This is a genomic window from Tenacibaculum sp. M1.3A (genome assembly GCF_057732375.1).
Map to the genome: position 1 here is coordinate 422,836 of NZ_JBYJEF010000001.1, position 23,720 is coordinate 446,555.

18 protein-coding genes are annotated in these 23,720 nt (G+C 31.0%); 16 read left to right on the forward strand and 2 right to left on the reverse strand.

Annotated elements, in window-relative coordinates:
* The first annotated feature begins 2 nt into the window (after positions 1–2).
* From AC28QF_RS01935 to AC28QF_RS01995, 13 genes are all read left to right on the forward strand, one after another.
* Entirely contained in the window at positions 3–3,785 is a 3,783-nt protein-coding gene (locus tag AC28QF_RS01935) for an efflux RND transporter permease subunit (RefSeq protein WP_488200040.1), read from the forward strand.
* Positions 3,786–3,795: 10 nt separating this feature from the next.
* On the forward strand, positions 3,796–5,031 hold the full coding sequence (locus AC28QF_RS01940; protein ID WP_488200039.1) for a TolC family protein: 1,236 nt from the start codon (positions 3,796–3,798) through the stop codon (positions 5,029–5,031).
* Between the two features lie 36 nt (positions 5,032–5,067).
* Positions 5,068–5,325: a heavy metal-binding domain-containing protein gene (locus tag AC28QF_RS01945; protein WP_488200038.1), complete on the forward strand. Its 258-nt coding sequence runs from the start codon at positions 5,068–5,070 to the stop codon at positions 5,323–5,325.
* Between the two features lie 92 nt (positions 5,326–5,417).
* Positions 5,418–6,155 carry a heavy-metal-associated domain-containing protein gene (locus AC28QF_RS01950; RefSeq protein ID WP_488200037.1) on the forward strand — a complete coding sequence of 246 codons (738 nt, stop codon included), beginning with the start codon at positions 5,418–5,420 and terminating at the stop codon, positions 6,153–6,155.
* A gap of 1 nt (position 6,156) precedes the next feature.
* A complete protein-coding gene (locus AC28QF_RS01955; RefSeq protein ID WP_488200036.1) occupies positions 6,157–7,896 on the forward strand; it encodes an efflux RND transporter periplasmic adaptor subunit in 1,740 nt (579 codons plus the stop codon).
* A gap of 54 nt (positions 7,897–7,950) precedes the next feature.
* Complete coding sequence (locus tag AC28QF_RS01960) at positions 7,951–8,307, forward strand: hypothetical protein (RefSeq protein ID WP_488200035.1); 357 nt, start codon at positions 7,951–7,953, stop codon at positions 8,305–8,307.
* Between the two features lie 9 nt (positions 8,308–8,316).
* Positions 8,317–8,703 carry a YchJ family protein gene (locus AC28QF_RS01965; RefSeq protein WP_488200034.1) on the forward strand — a complete coding sequence of 129 codons (387 nt, stop codon included), beginning with the start codon at positions 8,317–8,319 and terminating at the stop codon, positions 8,701–8,703.
* A gap of 282 nt (positions 8,704–8,985) precedes the next feature.
* Positions 8,986–11,427, forward strand: coding sequence for a bifunctional aspartate kinase/homoserine dehydrogenase I (gene thrA / locus AC28QF_RS01970; RefSeq protein WP_488200033.1), 2,442 nt, complete (start codon positions 8,986–8,988; stop codon positions 11,425–11,427).
* A 90-nt stretch (positions 11,428–11,517) separates the two neighbouring features.
* Positions 11,518–12,447 carry a homoserine kinase gene (locus tag AC28QF_RS01975; RefSeq protein WP_488200032.1) on the forward strand — a complete coding sequence of 310 codons (930 nt, stop codon included), beginning with the start codon at positions 11,518–11,520 and terminating at the stop codon, positions 12,445–12,447.
* Between the two features lie 4 nt (positions 12,448–12,451).
* Positions 12,452–13,738: a threonine synthase gene (thrC, locus tag AC28QF_RS01980; protein ID WP_488200031.1), complete on the forward strand. Its 1,287-nt coding sequence runs from the start codon at positions 12,452–12,454 to the stop codon at positions 13,736–13,738.
* Positions 13,739–13,831: 93 nt separating this feature from the next.
* Complete coding sequence (locus AC28QF_RS01985) at positions 13,832–15,604, forward strand: AMP-dependent synthetase/ligase (protein ID WP_488200030.1); 1,773 nt, start codon at positions 13,832–13,834, stop codon at positions 15,602–15,604.
* Positions 15,605–15,677: 73 nt separating this feature from the next.
* Positions 15,678–17,450 carry an AMP-dependent synthetase/ligase gene (locus tag AC28QF_RS01990; RefSeq protein WP_488200029.1) on the forward strand — a complete coding sequence of 591 codons (1,773 nt, stop codon included), beginning with the start codon at positions 15,678–15,680 and terminating at the stop codon, positions 17,448–17,450.
* A gap of 42 nt (positions 17,451–17,492) precedes the next feature.
* Positions 17,493–19,115, forward strand: a complete 1,623-nt coding sequence (locus tag AC28QF_RS01995; RefSeq protein ID WP_488200028.1) for an RluA family pseudouridine synthase — start codon at positions 17,493–17,495, stop codon at positions 19,113–19,115.
* A 2-nt stretch (positions 19,116–19,117) separates the two neighbouring features.
* Here AC28QF_RS01995 and AC28QF_RS02000 read toward each other — a convergent pair whose 3' ends face one another.
* Positions 19,118–20,413: an MFS transporter gene (locus tag AC28QF_RS02000; RefSeq protein ID WP_488200027.1), complete on the reverse strand. Its 1,296-nt coding sequence runs from the start codon at positions 20,411–20,413 to the stop codon at positions 19,118–19,120.
* A 79-nt stretch (positions 20,414–20,492) separates the two neighbouring features.
* Positions 20,493–21,302 (reverse strand): M48 family metallopeptidase, encoded by an 810-nt coding sequence (locus tag AC28QF_RS02005; protein WP_488200026.1) that lies wholly within the window; start codon positions 21,300–21,302, stop codon positions 20,493–20,495.
* 129 nt (positions 21,303–21,431) lie between these two features.
* Between AC28QF_RS02005 and AC28QF_RS02010 the strand changes: the two genes are divergently transcribed.
* The 3 genes from AC28QF_RS02010 (at position 21,432) to AC28QF_RS02020 (ending at position 23,565) form a co-directional block, all read left to right on the forward strand.
* Entirely contained in the window at positions 21,432–22,298 is an 867-nt protein-coding gene (locus tag AC28QF_RS02010; RefSeq protein ID WP_488200025.1) for an alpha/beta hydrolase, read from the forward strand.
* Between the two features lie 2 nt (positions 22,299–22,300).
* Positions 22,301–22,768, forward strand: a complete 468-nt coding sequence (msrB, locus tag AC28QF_RS02015) for a peptide-methionine (R)-S-oxide reductase MsrB (protein WP_488200024.1) — start codon at positions 22,301–22,303, stop codon at positions 22,766–22,768.
* 272 nt (positions 22,769–23,040) lie between these two features.
* The gene (locus tag AC28QF_RS02020) at positions 23,041–23,565 is read left to right on the forward strand and encodes a DinB family protein (protein ID WP_488200023.1); all 525 of its coding nucleotides are present in this window, start codon (positions 23,041–23,043) and stop codon (positions 23,563–23,565) included.
* The last annotated feature ends 155 nt before the right edge of the window (positions 23,566–23,720 follow it).

Consider the following 23,720-nt stretch of genomic DNA (forward strand, 5'->3'; position numbering starts at 1 on the left):
GTATGCTAAATAAAAGCATTAAGTTTCTAATAGAAAATAAACTCGTAGCAGTATTATTACTTATTCTTTTTATAGGTTGGGGTACTGTAAACGCACCGTTTAATTGGAATATTGGTTTTTTACCAAGTAACCCTGTTGCTGTAGATGCGATTCCTGATATTGGTGAAAATCAACAAATTGTATTTACCAAATGGGATGGTAGATCTCCTCAAGATATTGAAGATCAAATTACCTACCCTTTAACCACTTCCCTACTTGGTATTCCTGGTGTAAAAACCATTCGTAGCTCGTCTATGTTTGGCTTCTCGAGTATCTATATTATTTTTGAAGAAGACATTGAGTTCTACTGGAGCCGTAGTCGAATTTTAGAAAAACTAAATTCACTTCCAAGCAATTTATTACCGGACGGCGTAAACCCTGCATTAGGAACTGATGCCACAGGACTAGGTCAGATTTACTGTTATACTTTAGAAGGTCGTGATGAAAAAGGTAATCTTACCGGTGGTTGGGATTTGCATGAACTTAGAAGTATACAAGATTACTATGTTAAATATGCCTTATCATCTGCAAGTGGTGTCTCTGAAGTTGCCTCTATTGGTGGCTATGTTCAGGAATATCAAATTGATGTAAATCCAGAATTAATACGTCAATACAATATTGGTTTAAATCAAGTTGTAAAAGCTGTTAAAAGTAGTAATCAAGATATTGGTGCACAGACTTTAGAAATCAATCAAGTTGAATATTTAGTTCGCGGTTTAGGATACGTAAAATCAGTTGAAGATATTGAAAATGCAGTGGTAACATCCGAAGAATATACCGCCATTAAAATTAAAGATATTGCTAAAGTATCTTTAGGTCCAGCAACCAGAAGAGGTTTATTAGATAAAGAAGGTGCAGAAGTTGTTGGAGGTGTTGTAGTGGCTAGATACGGAGCTAATCCGATGGAAGTAATTACCAATGTAAAAGAAAAAATTGCAGAACTAAAAGGTGGTTTACCTACTAAAGTATTGGTAGACGGACGCACCTCTCAATTAACAGTTGTTCCTTTTTACGACCGAACTGAACTTATTGAAGAAACCTTAGATACCCTTAACGAAGCATTGATTTTAGAAATATTGATTACCATTTTAGTAATTATTGTGATGGTTTTTAATTTAAGAGCATCGCTATTAATTTCTGGATTATTACCTGTTGCTATTTTAATGGTTTTTATTGCCATGAAACTATTTAATGTTGATGCTAATATTGTAGCATTATCAGGTATTGCAATTGCTATTGGAACGATGGTAGATGTCGGCGTTATACTTGCCGAAAATATGATTCGGCATCTCGATGATAAAAAATTACGTCTTCGTAATGACGGTACAACATATACAATAAACGAAGTAGTTTATAATGCTACATCAGAAGTTTCAGGAGCTATCTTAACAGCTGTTTTAACAACCATTATAAGTTTTGTACCTGTATTTACAATGATTGGTGCCGAAGGAAAACTTTTTAGATCTTTAGCTTTTACAAAAACAATGGCCTTAGCAGCTTCTTTAGTAATTGCTTTGTTTTTAATTCCGCCATTTGCAGCGTATTTATTCAGAAAAACAACACTTAAAAATTCGTTTAAACATATTATAAATGGAGCTTTAATTATTGCAGGATTTGCTATTATTATAAGTGGTCATTGGTTAGGTATTGTTGTAATTGCTTTTGGAGTTACAGGTTTACTTGGTGTTCTAGGCAAACTTGATAAGAAAAAAGTCAACCTAGTAAATATCATTATTTCATCGGCTGCTATTGTATTTCTACTCGCAGCATATTGGAGACCTTTAGGTTTCGATCGTAGCATTTTAATTAACTTAGTTTTTGTCGCTATTATTTGCTTCGGAATTTTAGGTGTATTTTCTGTTTTAAGAATCTATTACGGACAAATATTAAAGTGGGCTTTAGCCAACAAATTATTGTTTTTAATCATTCCAACAGCCGTTCTTATTTCAGGAGCTTGGATAATGAATAATACAGGGAAAGAATTTATGCCATCTTTAAATGAAGGTTCTTTTTTACTGATGCCTACTTCTTTACCACATTCTGGCGTAGAAGAAAACAAACGTGTATTGCAACAATTAGACATGGCTGTTGCTACCATTCCAGAAATTAAAACTGTAGTAGGAAAAGCAGGTAGAACAGCATCTGCTTTAGACCCAGCTCCTTTATCGATGTATGAAAACGTGATTCAGTATAAATCAGAATACATGCGAAATGCCAAAGGAAAAAGACAGCGTTATAAAGTGAATAATGATGGTTTTTTTGAATTGAAAGATGGAAGCCTAATCCATAATAAAAATATAGCTGTCAGTTCGAGTACAGCCGATAATAAAACGACAAACATTTCGACTACACTCAATGTGACAAACGATCAACTTATCGAAGATACTGATGGAGAATATTATCGTAATTGGCGACCAGTAATTAAGAATCCAGATGATATTTGGAATGAAATTGTAAGAGTTACTAAATTACCAGGTGTTACTTCTGCGCCTAAATTACAACCTATTGAAACGCGATTAGTTATGCTACAAACTGGCATGCGAGCACCTATGGGAATTAAAATAAAAGGACAAGATTTAAAACAAATTGAAGCTTTTGGTTTGCAGTTAGAAAGTCTTTTAAAACAAGCTGAAGGTGTTAAAGTAGAAGCTGTTTTTGCTGATAGAATTGTTGGTAAACCTTATTTATTAATTGATATCAACAGAGAAAAAATAGCGCGTTACGGAATTTCTATTGAAGATGTACAAAGCGTCTTAAAAGTTGCCATTGGTGGTATGTCTTTAACACAAACAGTTGAAGGCAGAGAACGTTATGCTGTTCGTGTTCGCTACCCTAGAGAGCTACGTGGTAATCCCAAAAATATAAAAGATATTTATATTCCTGTAGAAAAAGGTAATCCGGTTCCTTTAAGCGAATTGGCTACGATTCGTTATGAGCAAGGTCCGCAAGTTATTAAAAGTGAAGACACTTTTTTAGTTGGTTATGTTTTGTTTGATAAAATAGATGGTTTTGCAGAAGTAGCTGTTGTTGAAAATGCACAAGCTTTATTTCAACAAAAAATAGCCTCAGGAGAATTAACGGTTCCTAAAGGGATCAGTTATAAATTTACAGGAACTTATGAGAATCAGTTACGAGCAGAAAAAACATTATCTGTAGTGGTTCCGTTAGCATTAGCTATCATCTTTTTAATTCTCTATTTTCAGTTTAAATCTGTAACCACATCATTAATGGTATTTACAGGAATTACCGTTGCTTTTGCAGGTGGTTTTATTATGATTTGGTTGTATGGCCAAGATTGGTTTTTTAATTTTAATCTCTTTGGCGAGAATATGCGGGAGCTTTTCAATATGAAAACCATTAATTTAAGTGTGGCAGTTTGGGTAGGTTTTATTGCTTTATTTGGTATTGCTACAGATGATGGTGTGGTGATGGCAACCTATCTAACACAAACTTTTCAGCGCGAGAAACCTGCTGATAAAAAGAGTATTAGAGTTGCTGCTTTGCATGCTGCCGAGAAACGTATTCGTCCGTGTTTAATGACTACCGTAACTACAATTTTAGCATTATTACCTGTATTAACATCCACAGGAAAAGGAAGTGATATTATGATACCCATGGCAATTCCTATTTTTGGAGGAATGGTAATTGATGTTACCTCCTATTTTATTGTACCTGTTTTATATAGCTGGAGAGAAGAGATAAAACTAAAGAGATTAGAGAAAAAAAGAGCTTCTAAAATAGATTAAAAAATATACCATGAAAAATATATACATTATACACAAAGCTCTCTTACTTCTTGGTTCTTTTTTCTTTGTTCTAAATACTCAAAGTCAAGGATTAGAAACCTATATTGATAAAGCTTTCGAAAACAACCCGATAATTCAAAAATTTGAGTTGCAGTATCGTATTGCTTCCGAAAAGATGAATGAAGTAAATACAATACCTAATACTGAGTTTGGTGGTGGTTATTTTGTAAGTGAGCCAGAAACAAGAACAGGAGCACAACGTTTTAAGATTTCAGTAAAACAAATGATGCCTTGGTTTGGAAGCATTACAGCAAGAGAAAATTATGTAAGTACTTTGGCTGATGTTAAATTTGAGGATACAGTTATTGCTAAAAGAAAACTAATTTCTTCGGTTTCACAATCCTATTATGATTTATATGCTAATAAAGCAAAACAGTATATTTTAATTGAAAATATTAAACTACTTAAAACCTATGAAATATTAGCCTTAACATCTGTTGAAGTTGGTAAAGCATCAGTGGTAGATGTATTGCGATTGCAAATGCGTCAGAATGAAATGCAACAATTATTAGAAATCTTAGAGCAACAATTTTTGGCCGAACAAACTAAATTTAATAAACTATTAAATCAGGATAAAGCTATTAAAGTTAATGTTATACATAAATTGAATTTACCTTCTGAAGATTTTGAAATAAATTCTGAAAATTTAGCATTACACCCTGAATTGCTGAAGTATGATAAACTTTATCAATCTATAGAAAAATCAGAATTACTGAATCAAAAAGAAAGTAGTCCAATGATTGGTTTTGGTTTGGATTATATAAATGTTGAAAAGCGCTCGGAAATGAACTTCAATGACAACGGGAAAGATATTATTATGCCAATGATTTCTATTTCTATTCCAATTTTCAACAAGAAATATAAATCAAAAACCAAGAAAAACAAACTGCAACAACAAAAAATAGAGGTTCAAAAACTAGAGCGATTCAATAATTTAGAAACAATTTTAGACAAAGCTTTAAAGGATAGAACCTCAGCTAGAATTAGTTATAAAACGCAAACTAAAAACTTAAAACAAGCTAAAAATGCTGAAACGATTTTGGTAAAAAGCTATGAAACAGGAACAATAAGTTTTAAGGATGTTTTAGACATTCAAGAATTGCAATTAAAATTTCATATGAATCAAATAGTATCCATCAAAAAATATTATTTACAAACTATTATTATTAACTATTTAACAAATTAAAATTCAATTAATTATTAACTATAAAATCAATTTAAAATGAAAACAATAAAAACAATTTTAGGAGTATTCGTATTAGGTCTTATGCTAACAACAACATCTTGTAAAGATGCAAAAAAAGAAACTAAAACTACCGAAACAGAACAAGTAGCTAAGAAAGGTAAAGAACATACATCTGCGTATGTTTGCCCAATGCATTGTGAAGGTAGCGGAAGCGAAATGGAAGGTGAATGTCCAAAATGCGGAATGGATTACGTAAAAAAAGAAGAACATAATGCTAACGAACATAAGCATTAATTAATGTTACATCTAGCAACATTGCATTGAAAAAGATGTTGCTAGATTTTACCTATAGTTTATATCTTTTTTGAATTTTAAAATTAATAAAAATGAAGCACACATATAAAGTATCTAAAATGACTTGTGGCGGTTGTAAAGCATCTGTTGAAAAAAATTTAAACGCTTTAGAAAAAGTAACATCAGCTTTTGTTAATCTTGAAAAAGGAGAAGTAGATGTTAGCATGAGTAGTCATATAGCTTTAGATGAATTGCAAAAAGCATTACCTTCTAAATATGCTATTTCAATGAAAGAAGATGAAAAATCCTTAGTTTCTTCTCAACCTTTAAGCTTTAAAAATAAAGAAGAAAAAACGAAACTTCAACAACTAAAACCATTGCTGCTTATCTTGTTTTATATCACCGTTGCAAGTGTATTATTACATTATAAAAATTGGAGTTGGAGTGAATTTATGCTCGATTTTATGGGTTTATTTTACATTGTATTTAGCTTTTTTAAAATGTTAGATTTAAAAGGATTTCCCGAATCTTTTAAAATGTATGATCCTTTAGCAAAACGTATTCCTTTTTATGGATGGATTTATCCTTTTATCGAAACAGTTTTAGGTTTAATGCTCTTGATGCGATTTGAAATAAACGTCGCTTTAATCATTACGCTTGTTGTATTAGGAATAACAACAATTGGGGTAACAAAAACATTATTAGATAAAAAATCAATACAATGTGCTTGTTTAGGAACCGCTTTAAAGTTGCCGATGACAGAAGCTACGTTTATAGAAAATACGATTATGATTGTAATGACATTATTAATGCTATTAAATATATTTTAAAATGAAGAAGTATTTAATTTATAGTGCAATTTTAGCCTTTGGGTTACTTTTAGGGTGGTTGCTTTTTGGTGGTTCATCTAATGATAAAATCGAACAGAATTCTCAATCAGCTAAAGAAACGAACCAAAAGTGGACCTGCTCTATGCATCCACAAATTATGCAACCCGAAGCTGGCGACTGCCCTATTTGTGGTATGGATTTAATTCCTGCTGAAACAAGTGCCGAAGGATTAAATGCTGATGAGTTTAAATTAACTAAAAACGCCATGGCGTTGGCTAACATTAAAACATCAGTTGTTGGTAATAATCTTAATGAAGACGCTACATTTAAATTAACAGGAAAGATTGGTGAAAATGAAGATGCAAACGTAATACAAGCTAGTTATTTTTCAGGAAGAATAGAACGTTTAAATATTAGCTCTATAGGAGAAGAAGTGAAAAAAGGACAACTATTAGCTACTATTTATTCACCTGAGTTATTTGCAGCCCAACAAGAGTTAATAACAGCTTCAACATTAAAAGAATCACAATCTGAATTGTATAAAGCTGTACGCAATAAATTAAAGCTTTGGAAAATTTCTGAAAGTCAAATTAATCAAATTGAAGCATCAAAAAAAGTAAAAAAGAACCTTCCTATATATGCAAACGTTTCTGGTACTGTATCTGAAAAACTAGTAGCACAAGGCGACTATGTAAAACAAGGACAAGCTTTATTAAAAATAACAAATCTAACTACCGTTTGGGCTTTGTTTGACGTGTATGAGCATCAAATCTCTTTATTTAAAAAAGGACAAGATATTACGGTTACCACCAATGCTTATCCAAATAAAAAGAATAAAAATAAAGTAGCTTTTATCGATCCAACATTAAACGCTAAGACAAGAACAGTTAAACTTCGCGTGGTTTTAAATAATAAAAATAGAGAATTTAAAACAGGAATGTTTGTTGAAGGAAATATTAAGAGTATAATCTCTAAAAAGAAACAACATTTAATGATTCCTGCATCGGCTGTTTTATGGACAGGAGAACGCTCTGTAGTGTATTTAAAAACAAACCCTAATGAGCCAATTTTCGAAATGAAAGAAATTACAATCGGTAAACAAATCGGCAAACAATATGAGGTTATTGATGGACTCGTAAACGGAGACGAAGTTGTAACCAATGGTACATTTACTGTTGATGCTTCTGCACAATTACAAGGAAAAAAATCGATGATGAATAAAAAAAATACTGATCATGAAAAGCATCATAAAACAGCGCCGTTAAATACCACAAAAAATGAGCGACTTAAAGTGCCTGTTGAATTTCAAGAACAATTAAAAGTTGTTTTTAATAATTATATCGAACTAAAAGATGCTTTAATTAAAGGTGATGTTACTATTGCTACTGAAGCTACAAAAAAAACGTTAGCTAATTTAACTGAGGTTGATATGAAATTACTTAAAACAAACGATACACATTTAAAATGGATGTCTTTCGAAAAGGAAATTAAAGCAGCACTTAGTTTAATTCTTAAAGCCACCGATATAAAAGAACAAAGAAGTCATTTTAACCATTTATCGTTATACTTAATAAGTGCTGTTGAAACTTTTGGAATAAACGAAAAAGTGTATAGTCAATTTTGTCCTATGGCAAATAGTGATAAAGGTGCGTATTGGTTAAGTAAAGAAGAAAAAGTACTAAATCCATATTTTGGCGATGCCATGCTTAAATGTGGTAGCGTAAAAAAGGTTATTGAATAACACCAAGAGTAAAAAAGTTTAAAAAGCTATTATTAACTTTACATTAAAAAAACAATGACCATTCAAGATTTAGTTGGAGATTATACTATTATTGGTAACAATCAAGAAGCCGAAGAGTACTCATACAAAGGTGTATTATCTTTAAGTTTAGATGTTAATAATCGTATTATTGCGAAGTGGCTTATTAATGATGAGCAAGACCAAATTGGAACCGGATTTTTTAATGATAATATATTGGTTATTAATTTTAAATATCAAGGAGCTGATGAAAACATTTATAAAGGCGTTGTTGTTTATCGTTGTATCTCTAAAGATGTTTTAGATGGATTTTGGTCTGAAAAACATGGTAATCCGTTGTATTTAGGTAAAGAACGTTGTTTCAGAATAAAAGAAAATGAACTTTTAAATTAATTACTTATTATGCAATGCCCCTGTAATCCGTCTAAAAAATATAGTGATTGCTGTAAAAAAGCACATCAAAACATACAAACCGTTTTAACTGCTGAGATGTTAATGCGATCGAGATACAGTGCTTTTGTGTTGGCTAATATTAACTACTTAAAAAAAAGTCACCACTCAAGTATTCGACCTTCTGACAAAGAAAATAAAGAAATTTCACAATGGACCAAATCTATTGAGTGGATTAAATTAGAAGTGTTAAATACTACAAAAGGAGCACAAACTGATTTAATGGGAACGGTTGAATTTAAAGCCTTTTTTATAGAAAATGGTAAAGTTGATATGATACACGAAAATTCTTCTTTTTGTAAAGAAAATAATCATTGGGTATATTTTAAAGCTACTTAATTAATCATTTCAACTGCATAATATGTAGTTTTTTCATTTTTATTAAAAAAAAAGTTTATATTTGGTTTTGTGTTAAACAATAAAAGAAATATAAACTCTTTAGCTATCGTAAACTTTACGACATCTTTTGTTGCTACAACTATTACTACAATCACTACAACCCTTTAGGGGTTATCTTCTTCTTATACATATCGTCCTATATATTTATTTATTTTTCATAAAACCTGAAAAATAAGTAAATAGCAATTAAAATTCTATAATTAATTTTTATACCCTTTTAAAATGAAAGTTTTAAAATTCGGAGGCTCATCAGTAGCTAACAGTCAAACCATAAATAAGGTCGTTCAAATTATATCAAACGCAGCTGCTAATGAAAAAATAGCCGTTGTAGTATCTGCTTTTGGAAAAACCACTAATAAATTAATAGTTTTAACAAATAAAGCTGCAAATAACGATTTAAATTATAAAGCTCTTTTTGAAGAAATAAAGCAAGATCATTTACAAGTTATCACCGATTTAATACACCACCAAGTACAGTATAAAGTTCAAGAAAAAGTAGGTGTTTTATTCTATCAATTACAAACCCTTTTAGAAGGATGCTTTTTGTTAAATGAGGTTACTCCCAAAACAATGGCAACTATCAGTGGCTTTGGTGAATTATTATCTGCTTACATAATTTCAGAAGTAGCTAAAAACACTTTAAATACTACTTATAAAGATAGCCGAGAACTAATTAGCACCTCTAATGTTTTTGATAAAGCTCAGGTTAATTTTACACTTACTAATAAAAAGTGTATAGATTATTTTAATAACAACAAACATCAAGTTACTATTTTACCTGGGTTTATAGCAAAATCAGAAAACGGTTTAACGACTACTTTAGGAAGAGGTGGCTCTGATTATACAGCTGCAATTTATGCTGCTGCAATAAACGCAAATGAATTACAAATATGGACAGATGTTAGTGGTATGTACACTGCCAACCCAAGTGTTGTAAAACAAGCTTTTCCAATACCGCAAATATCATATCAAGAAGCTATGGAGTTATCGCACTTTGGTGCAAAAGTAATTTACCCCCCTACCATACAACCAGCATTAGAAAAAGAAATTCCTATTCTAATTAAAAACACTTTTAATCCAGATGATATAGGTACATTAATAACAAAAAAATCAAAAAGTATTAACCCCGTAAAAGGAATTAGTTACATAGAAAACATTGCATTACTAACATTAGAAGGTAGCGGAATGGTTGGTGTATCTGGGGTTTCTAAACGTTTGTTTGAAACGCTTTCTAACCAAGACATAAATATTGTATTAATTACACAAGCATCTTCAGAGCATTCTATTTGTGTTGGTATTTATGATGAAGATGCAAAAAATGCTGAAAATTCAATTAACAATACTTTTGAAATTGAAATAGAGCGACATAAAGTAAAACCTGTTATTGTTGAACAAGATTTAGCTATTTTGGCTTTGGTAGGTGACAACATGAAAAACCACCAAGGTTTAAGCGGACAAATGTTTAGTGCCTTAGGTAAAAATAACGTTAACATTAGAGCTATAGCACAAGGAGCATCACAAAAAAATATATCAGCAGTAATAGATAGTAACGATGCTAAAAAAGGGTTAAACACCTTACATGAACAGTTTTTTGAAGAAAAAGTAAAGCAACTTAACCTATTTGTAACTGGTGTTGGTAATGTAGGTGAGCGTTTTTTAGCTCAAATACATCAACAACAGCAATATTTAAAAGATCATTTAAAAATGAATATTCGTGTTGTTTGTATTGCTAATTCTAGAAAAATGGTTTTTGATGAAAATGGTATAGATTTAAATAATTGGAAAGATTCTTTAGCGAATGGAGAACCAACAACTTTAAAAGGTTTTTTCAATAAAACTAAAAGTTGCAATTTTCGAAATTCAGTTTTTATTGATAATACCGCAAATCAAAAAGTATCTGAAGTTTACGAGAATTATTTACGTAATAATATTGCTGTAGTTACTTGTAATAAAATAGCTTGTGCATCAGATTTAAAAAACTATAAAACCCTTAAAAAAGTTTCAAAAAAATACAATGCTCCTTTTTTATATGAAACAAACGTTGGTGCTGGTTTACCTATTATTGATACACTAAAAAATTTAGTAGCTTCTGGTGATAGAGTTCAAAAAATTCAAGCTGTATTATCTGGTAGTTTAAATTTTGTTTTTAATAACTTTAATACCACTTCTACGTTTCATGATGTAGTAGCTGAAGCACAAAAAGAAGGATATACAGAACCTGACCCCAAAATTGATTTAAGTGGTATTGATGTAGCTAGAAAAATATTAATTCTTGCTCGTGAAAGTGGTTATGAATTAGAATTGTCTGATATTGAAAACAATTCATTTTTACCAGAAAAAAGTTTAAACACATTAAATAATGAAGAATTTTACGCAAGTTTAACAGAATTTGAAGCTCATTTTCAACAAATATTTAAAGATGCAAACGATAAAAATTGCCGTTTAAAATACGTCGCTGAATTTTCTAAAGGAAAAGCAACTGTTGGATTACAACACATTCCGTCAGATCATCCTTTTTATAATTTAGAAGGTAGTGATAATATTGTACTCTTTTTTACTGATAGATATCCTGTGAATCCTTTACAGATAAAAGGTGCTGGTGCTGGTGCAGATGTTACTGCTTCTGGAATATTTGCCGATGTAATTCGAATAGGTAATAATTAATAGTTATTTTCAAATAATAGAAATTATAAAAAACCAAATCAAGAAAGGACTATTTATACAAATACCTACTTGTTTTTAATTGCCAAAAAAATGAATGAAATAAAAATATTTGCGCCTGCAACTGTTGCCAATGTTTCTTGTGGATTTGATTCTCTCGGATTAGCTGTTGAAAGCTTAGGTGATACTATGATTTTTACAAAAACAAAAGATGTTGATGTAAAGATTATAAAAATTACTGGAGCAGATTTGCCTTATGATATTAATAAAAATGCTGTTGGTATTGTTGCGTTAGCAATGCTTAAAAAACATCCAGTAAATTTCGGAATAGCTATCACAATTCATAAAGGTTATAAACCAGGTAGCGGATTAGGAAGTAGCGCTGCAAGTGCTGCTGGTGCAGCTTTTGGAGTAAATCAATTATTAGGGAATATTTTCACACAATTAGAACTTACTCAATTTGCTATGTTAGGTGAAGAAGCAACTTGTGGAGCTCCAATTGCTGATAATGTTTCTGCTTGTATTTATGGTGGATTTGTTTTAGTTAGAAGTTACAATCCTTTAGATATTATCAAAATTCCTGTTCCAGAAGAATTAAGGTTGGTCTGTTTACATCCAGAAATTGAAGTAAAAACAAAAGATGCTCGCGATGTTTTGCCAAAAGAAGTATCATTGAAAAACGCAGTTACACAATGGGCAAATGTTGGTGGATTGATTAGTGGTTTACATTCTAGTGATTATAATTTAATATCAAATTCATTAACAGATATTATTGTAGAACCTGTGCGTAAACATTTAATTCCACATTTCGATTTGGTTAAAAATGAAGCCATAAAAGCAGGTGCATTAGGCGCTGGAATTTCAGGTTCTGGCCCCACAATCTTTGCTTTATGCAAAGGAGATGAAAATACTCAAAAAGTATATGACGCAATGAAAAAATCATATTCAGATAAATCGATTGACTTTTCAATTATTACATCAAAAATTAACACGGAAGGAATTAAAATTCTAGCACAAAACTAACGATATGAACTATTATAGTCTTAATCATAAATCATCAAAAGTTAGCTTTCAAGAAGCTGTTGTTAACGGATTAGCTCCAGATAGAGGATTGTATTTTCCTGAAAGCATCACTCCTATTTCTAAAAAATTTATCGATAACATTAGCGATTATTCCAATGAAGAAATCGCTTATGAAGTTATTAAACAATTTGTTGGAGATGAAATTCCTACTAAAATATTGAAGCAAATTATAAACGAAACTTTATCTTTTGATTTCCCAGTAATTTCGATAGAAGAGAATGTTAGTACTTTAGAACTTTTCCATGGTCCTACCATGGCTTTTAAAGATGTTGGTGCTCGTTTTATGGCTCGTTGTTTAGGTTATTTTAATAGAAATAATAAAAACCAAATTACTGTGTTAGTTGCCACATCTGGCGACACAGGTGGCGCTGTCGCTGATGGATTTTTAGATGTAAAAGGTGTTGATGTTGTTATTTTATATCCTAGCGGAAAAGTAAGTGATGTTCAAGAAAAACAATTAACTACTTTAGGCCGTAATATAACCGCTTTAGAAGTAAATGGTGTTTTTGATGATTGCCAAGAAATGGTAAAAACGGCTTTTTTAGATACTGATATTAGTCGCGTATTAACCTCAGCAAACTCTATTAACGTTGCTCGTTGGTTACCACAAATGTTTTACTTTTTTATTGCTTATAAACAAGTACACAAACAGCAAAAAAAACTCGCTTTTTCTGTGCCAAGTGGTAATTTGGGAAATATTTGTGCAGGTATTATGGCTCAAAAATTAGGGTTACCTATCAAACACTTTATTGCAGCTACAAATATAAATGATACTGTTGCTAATTACTTAGTAAACGGTGAATATGATCCGAAACCATCTAAGGCTACAATTTCAAATGCTATGGATGTTGGTAATCCAAGTAACTTTGTTCGTATTCAAGAGCTATTTAATAATGATATCAATGCTTTAAAAAATGTTTTTTCTTCATTCTCTTTTACTGATGATAAAACACGTGAAGCAATGAAAAACATTTATAAAAACAGTGGTTATATTTCAGATCCTCATGGAGCGGTTGGCTATTTAGGAGCTAAAGAATACCTGCAAGAAAACCCTAATACACTATGTTTATTCTTAGAAACTGCACACCCTGTTAAGTTTTTAGAAACAGTTGAAAATACTTTAAATATTAAACTAAGCATTCCAAACCAAATTAAATCAGTTTTAGAAAAAGAAAAAAAAGCTATTAAAATTAGTACTTATCAGGATTTAAAAAATTATTTAAACTCCTAATTTAGGTTAAACAAATCATTGTTTTGTTATTGAATAAAAATCACAACGGTTTGTTTAACTTATTTTTTATAGATTTATGCCAAACCAATTTATATGCATAAACCAATACAAGTAACACGTCTTTTCGACTTTCCTTATTATCAACTTAGCCAATACCCTCAAGAAAAATGCTTTGTTTCAAAAGAAAAGAATACTTGGATTAATACATCTACAAAAGATTATATTAAAAATGCAAACACCGTTAGTAGCGCTTTATTAAACTTAGGAATAAAGCCTGGAGATAAAATAGCCGTTATTACAAATACCAATCAACCAAAATGGCATATTTTAGATATTGGTATATTACAAATAGGCGCTATTAATGTACCGCTTTACCCAACTTTTTCTGAAAAGGACTATGCATATGTTTTAAATCATTCAGATAGTGTTTTTTGCTTTGTTTCAGATAATGATTTATACAAAAAAGTACATGCTGTTCAAGATCAAACACAGCTTAAAAAAATTTTTACTTTCGAAGATATCGCTACAGATTATAGCTGGACCTCTTTTTTATCTTTAGGAGAAAATGAAGAGAACCAACATCTTGTTAACGAAAAAAAAGATTCGGTAAAAGCCACAGATTTAGCAACAATAATATACACTTCAGGTACAACAGGCACGCCTAAAGGTGTTATGCTTTCTCATGAAAATGTAGTTAGCAATATTTTTGCAGTAGCCGAATCACTAGATTTACATCAACATAATAAAAGAGCTATTAGCTACCTTCCTATTTCCCATATTTTCGAAAGAGCAGCTTCTTACTATTGCCAATACATGGGTTTTGAAATTTATTTTGCCGAAAGCATCGATAAAATCGGAGAAAACCTAAAAGAAGTACAACCTAACTTTATGGCAGTTGTACCTCGATTATTAGAAAAAGTTTTTGATAAGATAGTTGATAAAGGCAGTAATTTATCTGGTTTAAAAAAACGTTTGTTCTTTTGGTCTTTAAAGTTAGCAGAGCAATACAAACCCTATAAAGAAAACGGATGGTGGTATGAATTTCAATTAAAAATAGCCCGAAAACTTATTTTTTCTAAATGGAAAGAAGCTTTGGGCGGGAAATTAGATTTTATGCTTGCCGGAAGTGCACCAATGCAACCTCGCTTAATAAAAACGTTTACTGCCGCAGGTATACCTGTTTATGAAGGCTACGGAATGACAGAAACGTCACCCGCTGTTTCTGTAACAGATATGCGTAATAAAGGTTTTAAAATAGGTACTGTTGGTAAAGCAATTAAAGATGTTAGTATAAAAATTGCTGCAGATGGTGAGATTTTAGTTAAAGGCCCTAATATTATGATGGGGTATTATAAAAACGCGGTGCAAACAAATGAAACTATTAAAAACGGATATTTACATACTGGTGATATAGGAGAAATGGACGATGAAGGTTTTCTAAAAATTACTGATAGAAAAAAAGAAATTTTTAAAACCTCGGGCGGTAAATATATTGCTCCGGCAGTTTTAGAAAGTGAAATAAAAAAATCTCGTTTTATAGAGCAAGTAATGGTTATTGGTGAAAGTAAAAAAATGCCTGCTGCTCTAATACAGGTTTCTTTCGACTTTGTAAATGAATGGGCCAAAAGGCACAACCATATACTCATTGATGTTTCAACTGATGAAAAACTAATTAATCGAATTCAAAAAGAAATAGATTATCGCAATAAGAAATTTGGTAAGTGGGAACAAATAAAGCGCTTCGAAATAACTGTGGATGAATGGACTGTTAATGCAGGTCATTTAACTCCTACATTGAAAATGAGACGGAAAATTATCTTAGATAAATACAAAAATTTACATAATAAAATATATAATTCTCAATAAATCAAACACTAAGCTTAAACTTGTGCAACCGGGGTATTTTTCCTATTTTGCAAGGCGCAAAAACATTAACTTTATGTCGATTAAAATTACCCGTCTTTTTGATTTCCCTTATTATCAACAAGAAACCTATAATTTAGAAAAAGCTCTTACGACCAAATACAATGGTAAATGGGAATCAATATCTACCAATGAATATATAGATAAAGCGAACACCATTAGTAGAGGTTTATTGCGTTTAGGCATACAACCAAATGATAAGATAGCTGTAATATCTACAAATAACCGTACTGAATGGAATATTTGCGATATAGGTATCTTACAAACAGGTGCACAAAATGTACCTATATACCCTACCATTTCAAAAGAAGATTACGAATATGTTTTAAATCATTCTGAAGCTACTTATTGTTTTGTTTCTGATGAAGATGTTTTAGATAAAATAAATCAAATTAAAGGAAATACAAAGCTTAAAGATATTTTTACTTTTGATGATATTGCCAATGAAAAAAGTTGGAAAGAAATTTTAGAATTAGGTAAAGATACAAGTAATCAAAACGAAGTTGAAGAACGTAAAAATGCAGTTACTTCTGATAGTTTAGCAACCTTAATTTATACCTCTGGTACAACTGGAAGACCTAAGGGAGTTATGCTTTCTCACGGAAACATTGTTTCTAATGTTTTAGCTAGCGAAAAGAGAGTTCCTCTATTATATGGAAAAGAACGCGGATTAAGTTTTTTACCTATCTGTCATATTTTTGAACGCATGATATTGTATTTATATCAATACTGTGGTGTTTCTATTTATTTTGCAGAAGGAATTGATAAACTAAGTGAAAACGCGCAAGAAATTAAACCACATGTAATGACTGCCGTTCCTAGACTTTATGAAAAAATCTATGATAAAATTTATGCCAAAGGAGCTGATTTAACAGGAATTAAAAAAGTACTGTTCTTTTGGGCTATCGATTTAGGTTTAAAATATGAACCTTACGGAGCTAACGGATGGTGGTATGAGAAACAATTAAGTGTAGCTCGTAAATTAATTTTCTCTAAATGGCAAGCTGCCTTAGGAGGTGAGTTAAAATTAATGGTTTCAGGTTCTGCCGCTTTACAACCACGTTTAACAAGAATATTTGCTGCTGCAGGAATGCCTGTCATGGAAGGTTATGGTCTTACCGAAACCTCTCCTGTTATCTCTGTAAATGATGTTAGAAACGGCGGATTTAGAGCTGGGACTGTAGGTAAATTAATAGAGGGCTTAGAATTAAAATTTGCTGAAACTGGTGAAATTTTAGTGAAAGGGCCTAATGTAATGTTAGGGTATTATAAAGATGCTGAAAAAACAGCTGAAGTTATAAAAGATGGTTATTTTTATACCGGTGATAAAGGAGAACTAGACAAAGATGGATTTTTAAAAATTACTGGTCGTACTAAAGAAATGTTTAAAACATCAGGTGGTAAATATGTCGTTCCGCCATTATTAGAAGGTGAATTAAAACAATCTCGTTTCATAGAACAGGTTATGGTTATTGGTGAAGGAGAAAAAATGCCAGCTGCATTTATTCAACCAAATTTCGATTTTGTAAGAGAATGGGCTAAAAGACATAATCTTAATTTCGAAAATAATACTGATTTAATTAATAACGCAAAAGTAATTGAACGTATTCAAGAAGAAGTTACTCTTTGTAACTCTAAATTTGGAAAATGGGAAACTATTAAGCGATTTGAATTAACTGCTGAAGAATGGTCTATTGACGGAGGTCACCTTACTCCTACCATGAAAATGAAACGTAAAATTATCAAAGAAATTTATAAAGACTTATACAATAAAATATATAGGTCTTAACTTTATAAAGTGTTGTGAAAGCAACACTTTATTTTTTTTATCATGAATAAATTCATCTCTTTTATTGCTCAAGTAAGTAAAGTATCACAACCTAAAAACTTTGATTACCCGCATAACTACACACCACATTTTTTAGCTAAAATAGCTGCTAAAGAACTGCAAGAATATTTAGAAAATCAAACAGATTTTAATCATAATTTTGGATTAAAAAACCCAAATACCAAAGATGCTTTGGGTAAAATGTTTGGAGTATTGGTCGTTAAAAAAAATGATGGAGAAGTAGGCTATTTAGCTGCTTTTTCAGGTAAAATTGCTGAGACTACTCATCATAAAAAATTTGTACCACCAGTATACGATGTTTTAGTTAAAAACGGAGTGTTCTTAAAAACAGAAGAGAACAACAATCAAATTAATCTTCAACTTTCTGAGTTAGAAAGTAATATTGATTATTTAAAAATTAAAAAAACATATTTAAAAAGGGCATCAAGAAATGAAACTCTTTTAAACGAAGAAAAAAAGGTAATTAAAGCACGCAGAAAATTAAGAAAAGAGCTGTATAAACAAGACAATCAGCTTAATATTAATGAGGAGTTTTATTTACGTGAATATGAAGTTTATTTAGATACTCAAATAGCTTCTCTACAAGAAGATTACAGTGAATTCCTGCTACAAGTACAGCAACTAAAGCAACAACGAAAAGAACTTTCAGCTGCTGGTCAGCAAAAAATATTTAAACAATATGAGTTCTTAAATGCTAATAATGAAAAGGAGAATTTACTAACTATTTTTAAAGATTCGTCTCAAAATATTCCTGCAGGCGCTGGTGATTGTTGTGCTCCGAAATTACTACAATACGCTTTTTTAAACAACCTCACTCCTATTTGCATGGCAGAATTTTGGTGGGGAAAACCATCGGCTACAGCTATTCGAAAACACCAACATTATTATTCGGCATGTACAGGTAAATGCAAACCTATTTTACATCATATGTTGCAAGGATTAACTGTTGATGAGAATCCACTAATAGCGCGACTTCAAGCTAAAAAAGAAATTGAGGTTATATTTGAAGATGAGTATCTACTTGTAATTAACAAACCACACGAATTATTATCTGTAGCAGGAAAAGAAGTTAAAGACTCGGTGTATAGTCGAATTAAAAAGAAATATCCAAATGCTACCGGCCCATTGATTGTTCATCGCTTAGATATGTCTACTTCCGGCATTTTATTGATCGCTAAAAACGAAATTATTCATAAAAATTTACAAGCGCAGTTCATCAAAAGAACTATAAAAAAACGCTATGTTGCTTTATTAGATGGTATTTTACAAAAAAAAGAGGGTGAAATAAACTTGCCGTTAAGAGTTGATTTAGATGACAGACCTAAACAATTAGTCTGTTACGAATACGGTAAAAAAGCGCTTACTAAATGGGAGGTTATAGAAGTTATAGATAACAAAACAAAAGTATATTTTTATCCTATTACAGGTCGCACACATCAGTTACGAGTACATGCAACACATCTTTTAGGTTTAAACATACCAATTCTAGGTGATGATTTATATGGGACAAAAGCTAACAGGTTATATTTACACGCAGAAAACTTAAGTTTTAGGCATCCTATTAGCAAAAAAGAAGTACAATTTACTTCTCCTACTCCATTTTAAAATTAAGCTACGTATTTAGTTCTCTTTAGTGTGCTTAAAATAATGAATGATATTAAAAAGAAAATAGCTAAACACAAAACTGACCATTGCATAGAATCGGTAATTGCATATAATGCTCCGTAAACAGAAGTTCCTAAAACAATTGCTATTTTTTCTGTTACATCATAAAAACTAAAGTAGGTTGCGTGGTCTTCTGTATCTGGTAATAACTTAGAGTACGTAGATCGTGTTAGCGACTGTATCGCTCCTTGTACCAAACCTAACATACCTCCTAATCCGTAAAAATATAGTGCTACATTTTCTTGAGATTTATCTAATGAAAAGGCAAAAAAGCAAACAAGCATCCATATACCAATAGTTAATTTTAAAGCTTTAAAATTTCCATATTTATCTGAAAATCTAGAAAAAATTAGAGCTCCAAAAATAGCAACAACTTGTACCAGTAATATAGTAGCAATCATATTGGTAGATTCTAAGCCCAATTCTGAAGAACCAAAAATAGCAGCCATTAAAATTATGGTTTGCACACCAATGCTCAAAAAGAAAAAAGCTAATAAAAACCGTTTTAATGTAGGGTAATTTAACACTTCTTTAAATACAATTTTAAGCTCTCTATAGCCTTTCCATATATAATCATTATCAGGTTGTTTATTATAAATATCTCCTGGCAAACGACGAAAGGTTATTTGAGCAAAACCAATCCACCAAATACCAACCATCACAAAAGAGAGTCGAGATGCCATACCTGATGTGATTCCTAATGTTTCAGGAAACATAATCATTCCTAAATTTATTATCAATAAAATCACTGAACCAATATATCCGTAGATAAAACCTTTTGCACTTGCTCTATCTTGCTGTTCTGGCATAGCTACTTCGGGTAAATAAGCATTATAAAAAACCCAACTTGCCCAAAAACCAATACTTGCCAAAATGGTAAACCAGATACCAATCCATACCGTATCTACGCCATCAAAAAAATACAATGCGATTACAGATAAACCTCCCATCCAACAGAAAAACTTCATGAATTTTTTCTTACTTCCTGTGTAATCAGCAATTCCTGATAAAATTGGAGAAATAAGCGCCACCACTAAAAAAGAAAATGACAATGCATAACTATACAAACTATCTGGGTGTTCCCAATCCATTCCTAAAAAACGAACTGTTTTACCTTTTGTTATAGCACTATAATATAACGGAAAAACAGCAGTACTAATGACTAATGAATATACCGAATTAGCCCAATCGTAAAATGCCCATGCATTAATTAATTTTTTATCTCCTCTCTTATACATGTATGAAATATCTTATAATAAAAAAACCGTTCATAAAATGAACGGTTTGCAATATAATGTAAAATATTTTACTCTCTTATTATTTTCCAGGTGCATTAAATTTTGCTGCTAATTTTTTTGCTTCTGGCAAATACGCTCTAAGTGTTTCAATACGTGTTTGATTAGAAGGGTGCGTACTCATAAATTCTGCTGGAGCTTTTTGTCCTTTTGTTCGTTGGCTCATTCTTACCCAAACCTCGGCAGCTTCTGCACCATTGTAACCTGCCATTAACATAAACACTAAACCTAATTTATCTGCTTCTGTTTCATGACTTCTACTAAAAGGTAACATTACACCTACTTGAGTTCCTAAACCATAAGCAGTATTAAAGATAGCTGAATTTTTACTATTTCTAGTACCTAAAGCAACTGCTGCACCACCTAATTGTTGTAATTGCCCAGTAGACATACGTTCTTGACCATGCTTTGCAAAAGCATGTGCTACTTCATGGCCCATAACCGCAGCAATACCATCTTCGTTAGCACAAATTGGTAAAATACCGGTATAAAAAACAACTTTACCTCCTGGTAAACACCAGGCATTTACAGTTTTATCTTCTACTAAATTAAATTCCCATTTATACGAATCTGCTTCAGATTTCATTCCGTTTGCTCTCATGAAACGATCTACAGCTTCTGAAATATTTTTACCTACTTTTTTAATCTCGTTAGATTTAGACACATCTTTAGATAGTTTATTTTCCGCTAAAAATCCTTTATACTGTGCAAAACTAGCAGGTAGTACTTGTGCATCACTCACAAAGTTAAGTCGCTTTCTTCCCGTAATAGGCACTGTACTACATTGTATTAAAAATATTGCTACAATTCCTAAGGCTACAATTCGTTTCATTTATTATTGATTTTATTTATTATTGATTGTTTTAGTTAAGACACACTAAAAAAAATAGTGTCACAAAAGTAATAAACAATTTGTTTGCTTAAATTTACAAATTCTATCTTTATCTTAAAAATTATTTACATGAATTTTAAAAATTCAATATTATTTCCTCCTAGTTTAATTATTCCTAAACCAATTATATTAGTAGCAAAAACTACTCAGTTTTTCTCAACCTGTTTAACAGCTAAGTTTGGCATAAAGTTGTTTAGCACTCCTATAAAATTTACTATTCCGAAAAGAGAAAAAGTAATGCTAAAAAGCGCCCAGAAGAGTACAATAACCATTCCTAATATTTCTAAAAAAGCAGAAATTTTATCTTACGGATATTCTAAAAAGAAAGTTTTGCTAGTGCACGGTTGGGCTGGAAGAAGTACACAGTTGTTTATGATTGCTGATAAACTTTTAGAAAAAGGATACATGGTTATCTCTTTTGATGGTCCTGCTCATGGTAATTCTGAAGGTAAAACAACCATGATGCCCGAATTTTTAGACACAATTACCGAAATAGACAATCAGTTTGGACCTTTTGATGCTGCCGTAGGGCATTCTTTTGGTGGTATGTGTTTATACAACAGTGTGGCTGATAATTTTAAAATTAATAAGCTAGTAACTGTTGGTGCTGCTGATAAAATTTCTGACGTTATTTTAAACTTTACTAAAAACTTAAAAGTAAAGTCGATTGTTGCCTCTAAAATGAAAAATATTTTTGATAAAAAATGGAATACAGATATAGATATTCACTCATCGAGTATTGTTGCTAAAAATATAAATATTCCTATTTTAATAGTTCATGATTCTAATGATGGCGATGTTCCTGTAAGTAGTGCAATAAATATTCGTCAAAATACTAAAGAAGGAAAACTTTTAATTACCAAAGGTTTGGGTCATACTAAAATACTTCGTAACAAAAAGGTAGCTTCTGATATTGTTGATTTTATTATTCAGTAATTATGAAAAAAATTCTAATAGCTTTATTTTTAATAACACTTGTTAATTGTTCCGGCATTGCCCAAGAAAAAAAATCTTATAAAGTTTCGAAAACAGCTAAAGAATGGAAAAGTATTTTAACACCAATACAATATTACGTTCTTAGAGAAGCTGGTACAGAACGCCAAAAATCTAGTCCATTAAATAATAATTATAAAAAAGGATTATATGTTTGTGCCGCTTGTAACACCCCTTTGTATAAATCTAAAAACAAATATGATTCTCGTTCTGGCTGGCCTGCTTTTGATAGCGCTATAGAAAAGAATGTAGAATTAGATGTTGACTATAAAATAGGCCATGCGCGTACCGAGTTAAAATGTAATACATGTGGTGGTCATTTAGGACATGCTTTTGGAGATGGTCCAAGAGAAACAACTGGTATTCGTCACTGTATTAACGGTGCTGCACTAAATTTTATTCCTAAAAAATAATTCAATTTAAAATAGTACATTAGAGCTGATATAATCAGCTCTTTTTTTTATGTATTTAATTCATCTTACAGTATAAGTCAAATTGTGTTTTTAGCTGAATTATAAATTGGAGAAACCCGAAAATCTTTATTTGTAGTAAAAGATAACTTTAAAGATTGCAATGCTGAAAAATTCAGCAAAAAAAATCTCGTAAACATTTTACAGACGATTTATAAAAAACAAATCCCTTTACCTGAACAAATTTCAGATTTACCTAAAAAACCTATTTTACAATGGAAAAAAAAGCTATAATTTCTTTATTAGAAGAAAAACATCAAGAATTATTTAATTGGATAGATAAACAACCAGAAGATTCTTTTAAAAAGGGACCTGAAGACAAATGGACTACAGGGCAGCATATTGTTCATTTAGTAGCCTCAATAAAACAAGTGAATAAAGCATTGAGTTATCCTAAATTTTTATTGAAATATAAATTCGGAAGCGCCAATAGAGAAGTTCGTTCTTATGATGAAGTTGCAAAACGTTATCAAGAGAAACTTTCTAAAAATCAAGAAAGATCCAAAAAATTTAATATTGCTGTCGAAACTCCTTCCAAAGCTGAATTTAAACAATTACTAGCAACGCTTCAAGTACAAAACAAAAAACTACAACATAAAACGAAACGTTGGAAAGACAAGGATTTAAACACTTTAATTCTTCCACATCCATTAATGGGTAAAATGCCTATTAGAGAAATTATTATGTGGACAGGATATCATACTGAGCATCACACCAATATTTTAAAAGAGAAGCATTAATCTAATCAATATTTATCGTTCTTAAAAAACCGTATCAAGAGCTAATATTTTAATCTAAAAATTTTATTCTCGACACAAGTTTTATTCATTTAATCGTAAAACTCACTCGAATTGACAAAATTTTATCATAATACTCATTTCGTTAATTTTATTTA

Bases quoted from the DNA above. Each gene is read 5' to 3' on its own strand.
- AC28QF_RS01960 (WP_488200035.1), top strand. From the start codon at position 7,951: ATGACCATTCAAGATTTAGTTGGAGATTATACTATTATTGGTAACAAT.
- AC28QF_RS01965 (WP_488200034.1), top strand. From the start codon at position 8,317: ATGCAATGCCCCTGTAATCCGTCTAAAAAATATAGTGATTGCTGTAAA.
- AC28QF_RS02000 (WP_488200027.1), bottom strand. From the start codon at position 20,413: ATGTATAAGAGAGGAGATAAAAAATTAATTAATGCATGGGCATTTTAC.
- AC28QF_RS02020 (WP_488200023.1), top strand. From the start codon at position 23,041: ATGGAAAAAAAAGCTATAATTTCTTTATTAGAAGAAAAACATCAAGAA.
- msrB (WP_488200024.1), top strand. From the start codon at position 22,301: ATGAAAAAAATTCTAATAGCTTTATTTTTAATAACACTTGTTAATTGT.
- AC28QF_RS01950 (WP_488200037.1), top strand. From the start codon at position 5,418: ATGAAGCACACATATAAAGTATCTAAAATGACTTGTGGCGGTTGTAAA.
- AC28QF_RS01995 (WP_488200028.1), top strand. From the start codon at position 17,493: ATGAATAAATTCATCTCTTTTATTGCTCAAGTAAGTAAAGTATCACAA.
- AC28QF_RS01955 (WP_488200036.1), top strand. From the start codon at position 6,157: ATGAAGAAGTATTTAATTTATAGTGCAATTTTAGCCTTTGGGTTACTT.
- AC28QF_RS01990 (WP_488200029.1), top strand. From the start codon at position 15,678: ATGTCGATTAAAATTACCCGTCTTTTTGATTTCCCTTATTATCAACAA.
- AC28QF_RS01975 (WP_488200032.1), top strand. From the start codon at position 11,518: ATGAATGAAATAAAAATATTTGCGCCTGCAACTGTTGCCAATGTTTCT.
- AC28QF_RS01940 (WP_488200039.1), top strand. From the start codon at position 3,796: ATGAAAAATATATACATTATACACAAAGCTCTCTTACTTCTTGGTTCT.
- AC28QF_RS02005 (WP_488200026.1), bottom strand. From the start codon at position 21,302: ATGAAACGAATTGTAGCCTTAGGAATTGTAGCAATATTTTTAATACAA.
- AC28QF_RS02010 (WP_488200025.1), top strand. From the start codon at position 21,432: ATGAATTTTAAAAATTCAATATTATTTCCTCCTAGTTTAATTATTCCT.
- thrC (WP_488200031.1), top strand. From the start codon at position 12,452: ATGAACTATTATAGTCTTAATCATAAATCATCAAAAGTTAGCTTTCAA.
- AC28QF_RS01985 (WP_488200030.1), top strand. From the start codon at position 13,832: ATGCATAAACCAATACAAGTAACACGTCTTTTCGACTTTCCTTATTAT.
- AC28QF_RS01945 (WP_488200038.1), top strand. From the start codon at position 5,068: ATGAAAACAATAAAAACAATTTTAGGAGTATTCGTATTAGGTCTTATG.
- thrA (WP_488200033.1), top strand. From the start codon at position 8,986: ATGAAAGTTTTAAAATTCGGAGGCTCATCAGTAGCTAACAGTCAAACC.
- AC28QF_RS01935 (WP_488200040.1), top strand. From the start codon at position 3: ATGCTAAATAAAAGCATTAAGTTTCTAATAGAAAATAAACTCGTAGCA.